The organism is Methanobrevibacter sp. (genome assembly GCF_030539555.1).
In the GTDB taxonomy this organism is placed as follows: Archaea; Methanobacteriota; Methanobacteria; order Methanobacteriales; family Methanobacteriaceae; genus Methanocatella.
Genome location: NZ_JAUNXX010000089.1, coordinates 1 through 4882, shown reverse-complemented (window position 1 = coordinate 4882; position 4882 = coordinate 1). Strand labels below are relative to the sequence as shown.

4 protein-coding genes are annotated in these 4882 nt (G+C 31.1%); all 4 read right to left on the bottom strand.

From position 1 onward, the window contains the following. Positions 1–2648: hypothetical protein (locus Q4Q55_RS09655; protein WP_303372600.1), on the bottom strand; the 2648-nt coding region annotated here is incomplete at its 3' end. Between the two features lie 341 nt (positions 2649–2989). After that, positions 2990–3475: a hypothetical protein gene (locus Q4Q55_RS09650; protein WP_303372599.1), complete on the bottom strand. Its 486-nt coding sequence runs from the start codon at positions 3473–3475 to the stop codon at positions 2990–2992. A 9-nt stretch (positions 3476–3484) separates the two neighbouring features. Next, on the bottom strand, positions 3485–4174 hold the full coding sequence (npdG, locus tag Q4Q55_RS09645; RefSeq protein ID WP_303372598.1) for an NADPH-dependent F420 reductase: 690 nt from the start codon (positions 4172–4174) through the stop codon (positions 3485–3487). Positions 4175–4183: 9 nt separating this feature from the next. Beyond that, positions 4184–4735 carry a DUF2284 domain-containing protein gene (locus tag Q4Q55_RS09640; protein ID WP_303372597.1) on the bottom strand — a complete coding sequence of 184 codons (552 nt, stop codon included), beginning with the start codon at positions 4733–4735 and terminating at the stop codon, positions 4184–4186. Between the last annotated feature and the right edge of the window lie 147 nt (positions 4736–4882).

Below are 4882 nucleotides of genomic sequence, written 5' to 3'. Positions count from 1 at the left end.
TCAGAACTAATATATGCTACTGAAATAGATCCGGTGTTATTAACAAATGTTGATTGGACTATACTAGATTCTTCACTTGCAACTAAATACAATGCATCACCATTAGCAGTTGCAGTATTATTTGTAAAAGTACAATTAATTACTTGAATATTTTTTCCTTTAAAGTAAACTGCAGCACCATTTTCAGCTGAAGCATTTGCAAATATAATATTTTTTAATATCAATGTTCTAGTGTTGCTTTCATCATCGAAATAGAAAATGTTCTTTTCACCTTTAGCATCAATAATATGACCGTTACCATCTATTGTAATGCTTTTTGAAATTGTTACCCCATTTGTAAGTTCACTGTCTAATTGAGAATTATAACTATAATCCTGTTCTAATGAGAAAGTTGTTTCTCCAGTTTCCTCAATTTGATTTTTTAAAGCGAAAAAACAATCTGAAGCAAATAATTTAATATTTTTGGTTAACTCAATTCCATTATAACTAGCTGCAATAGTGCCTGTTTTTTGAGTCATCACATAATTAACTTCTGCTTCACCATTTTCCAGAGTAACTGTGCTTGTGTTAAGATCAGCATTTGTTGATTCAATATTTAGTGTAATTTCAGGTAAAACATAATCTGAGTATTTATTTCCATCATTAAGATTATTTAAAGATATTGTAGCAATTCCAATTCCATCATCAACAGTTAAATCTAAATATAACCATTTATTTACATTAATTGGATTATTATTCAGTGTTGTGTCTAAATTTAGGGTTGTATAATCATCAGATGTGCTTCCCCACCAATTATAGTCAATATCCATATTCATATTAAGAGTATTACCATTTTGGTCATAACAATATATTAAATTACCTTCATCTAAAATGATAGAATTAGATAATTTATATGAACCATCAGGACTGTTAGAAATAGATACTGAAGAACCTTTGTTAGCAGTATTACCTTTAAAGATACATCCAGTAATATTTCCATTGTCTTTACCTACTCTACCATTGCTGCAAATAAAAATTGCTCCACCAAATGCAGTTGCTGAGTTATCCGTGAAATTACAATTTATAATATCCCCAGTAGTGCCCGAATTTGAATAAATTGCAATAGCACCACCATTTTTAGATGCAGTTAATTGGTTATTAGTAAATGAGGAATTTTTAATTAAATAATTTCCATAAACATTAGCATAAATGGCTGCACCAGGATTTCCTGTTGCAGTACCATCACTAAATGTACAATTAATTATTTCGAGATTTTTACAAGTAACATATACTGCACTACCATATGCATCTTTACAGTTAATAAAATTAATATTTTTTAAAGTTAAAGATTTACTAGAATCTCTAAAGTAGATTATTCTACCCCCTCTATTATTACCATCAATATTAAATCCTTGACCATCAATTGTTAAATCAGTGAAGATTCCTATACCATTAGGAGAACCAGAATAAGAGTTTTTTACAATTGATTCTCCACTAATATAATTATAATCATTATATAACTTAACTTCGCTGTCACCGTTTGTAATAGATTGCTGAATCTTATTATTCAATGCAGTAATACTACCATCATCAGTCAAATCAACAACATCTTTACTTATAGATATTCCATTGGAACTAGCTGTTAATATACCTGTATCTTCAGTTACAGTAAAACCGAAACTAGCATCTCCATTGCCATCAGTAGTAATTGAATTTTTACTTAATGTAACATTAGTACCAGTGACATTAAATGTGATTGAAGGTAATGCATATGTAGTAGATGGATTAATTACACTACCATCATATAAATTATTTAAAGATATAGTAGCAAGATTATTTGCGCCATTAGTAGTAATGTTTAATACATACCAAGAGGTCATTGTTACTCCTGATCCAACTTTAGGTTTAGTCGCATAATTGTCAATTGTACTACCAAACCAGTTATTATTAGCAATAACATTAGAACCTACAATAATTCCATTAGTATTATTTAAAAAGACTGAATTTTCAACATTAGTTGAAGTTAAATATAAAGCGCAGTTAGGGTCGTGATTATTAATAAAAGTACAGTTAATAATATTTGAAATACCAACATATCCCATTATTGCAGCACCTCCACCATAACTACCTAAAGCAGTATTGTTTATAAATGTACAATTAATAATGTCAGTATTTCCACCATCAGGATACCAATAAATTGCACCACCATAACTTGCTTTAGCATTAGTAAAAATAATATTTTTTAATGTAACATCAACATTACCATATACTTCACAATCAAAAATTCTTGATATTCCTTTTGCATCAATTGTATGACCTTGACCATCGATAGTTAAACTATTAGAAATAGAAATACCTCCAGTACCAGAATCAGTACTAGAATATTCATAATTATTCCACAAATAAATTGTTTCTCCTTCAGAAGCACCACTTATCTTAGTATTCAAAGCAGCAAAACTTCCATCATCCGTCTCTCCTTCACTTATAATTTCTCCATTATTTTCTATCGCCAAATTTTCATCTGTAGCTACATCTACATTTGTTGCTTTTACAGTCGAATTAATCACACTGACAACATCAGTTGAATTATCAGCAGCGCTAATTGCTGAAATTGTAAAAAGCATACAAATAATAAGAATAAAAGCTATTATCTCTCTTTTAAATTTCAATATCATTCTCTCCTTTTTACACTAAATATTAATCGATATTATTATAAAATATATATAACATAATATTTAAATCATATTAAAAAATTGCAGTTTTCATGAAATTTTATTCTAAAAATAAAAAAATATTATTAAAAATAATGTAGAAAATAATATAAATTTTAAACATTCAACAATTATATTAATTTTTATTAAAATTATTACAATAATATGTAAAAAAAAAATAAGATTTTATTGAAGTTAATACAGCATATAAAAAATTTCATTTAAAAAATTTAAATTATTTTAAACTTTTTATAACATTGTCTGCAGATATTGGGAATATTCTAGGTATTAATGAAATATTATTTACATCTTACAGAAATCTCATTCAATATTTTCTGCAGATACTTCCTTTTTAAAACAAGCTCTCTTCTGTTTGCCAGAATATCACTATTGGGCTGGCGAACCTTTTCATTCATTCTTGATGCACCAAGATATTTAGTATCTCCTTCCCTCAGCTTGTGTGCATTACCGTCACGAACAGCACTTAAAATATAATAATAATCCTTAAAGAGCACATCAAAATCGTTGCTTAGATAATATATCTCCAAATCAGTTATTATTCGGGATTTTTCATCATACCATATTATGAAAATAGCTTCGCTTTTAAACAATTCGACAAATTCAATGAAATTAAAGTAGTCCAAGTCGGCCAGTTTCAGTTTTGTGGCTGGATATCTCTGCCCGCAGTTTTTGTATTTGTAGCCCAGGCAAAAAATAAAATCGTCGGATTCATCCAAATCAACATCATCAACATTCAGTCCGATGAGCTCTTCAAATGAATCCATAAAAACCATCTAATCCTTATCGAGTGCAGGAATTCCTGTAATTCTGAGTCCGCCGTAATGGGATTTGTACTTGATGTTCAATCCAATCAGCAATGGAGTGATTTTTTCGATGATTCTTGCTTTTTCAAGAATTCCGGTATCTATTGTTTTAACGCCTGGAATCTTGTCGATTATCTCAGCAGCAGTTGCTTTAGCTTCAGCATCATCACCTGCAATCAGACAGTCACAGTCGATTTCTTCCGGAATGTTGGCCAGATGAGAATTGGATATGTTACAGAATGCACAGATTACTTTTGCGCCGGTTCCTTCCAATATTGAAGCTGTCCTTTCAGCAGCTGATCCTTCCATCAAATCAATGAACCTGAACGGTTTTCCACCTATTGCTGTTTCAAGAGGCACTGTTGCATCCATGACAATCTTGTCTTTACAGAATTCCTTGATTCCTTCGATTGTTGGTTTTTGAGCTGCCAGAGGAACTGTTATTATCAAAACGTCTCCTTCTTTTGCGGCATCTTCGTTTGCCATTCCCTTCATGTTTGATAAATCATAGTCTGCAAGTTCTTCCTTTGCTTTTGCAACAACGTCAAGTGCTTTTTCTTCTTTTCTTGAACCTACAATTACATCCACACCGGCAATGGCCAGTCTTTCTGCAATTCCAAGTCCCTGAGGTCCAGTTCCACCAATTACACTTACTATCATTTTTATCACCTATTTTTTATCATATAATAATCCGCCGACGAATATCAGATATTCGGGAAGTTTTCCATTTTCCGCATATTTGATTTCGAAGCCGAAAAGATCTTCAATTACCCTATCAGTGTATGCACCCAGTGATTCAAGGGAATATCTCATTTTAAAGGGCATCTTGCATGGCATTCCGAATTCCCTTGTGCATCTCATGCACAGGTTGCATTTTCCCAAAAAGAGTCCCATTGCGTCTTCGCTTTCAAGCATGTAGATTTCATTCATCAGCTTGACTTTCATTCTCTCGAAGCGTTTGAGTACAAATTCAAGTTCCTTTTCTTCGAAAGTGTGAGCCAGTTCCTCTTCGGAAAAGTCTATTTTAAAAGCAATTATCTTAAGCTTCTCGTATGTATTCCATACCTCGTCAACATCGAATTCGAATGGTGGGTAGTTCCAGTTGTATCCCAGCATTTCCTGCTCTTCGATGCAGAGTTTTGAGACTTCCTCAAAATCAACATAATTTTCATAAAATTCACTTACATTCACATCTGCCGTAAGTTTTTTAATTTCTGACATGATTAATTATATAAACAAAGAATATTATAAAATTTTCTTAAAAATTCTTACATAATCCTACTTTTAGCAATCCACTTTAAACATAAAATAACAGTTTATTGAACACTTGAAATATTGATTTTAATGTGTAATATTGATTTTAGAATG

What these genes read in the sequence shown, in the direction of transcription:
- npdG (WP_303372598.1), bottom strand. Translation starts at nt 4,174, where the DNA reads ATGATAGTAAGTGTAATTGGTGGAACTGGACCTCAGGGACTTGGAATT.
- Q4Q55_RS09650 (WP_303372599.1), bottom strand. Translation starts at nt 3,475, where the DNA reads ATGGATTCATTTGAAGAGCTCATCGGACTGAATGTTGATGATGTTGAT.
- Q4Q55_RS09640 (WP_303372597.1), bottom strand. Translation starts at nt 4,735, where the DNA reads ATGTCAGAAATTAAAAAACTTACGGCAGATGTGAATGTAAGTGAATTT.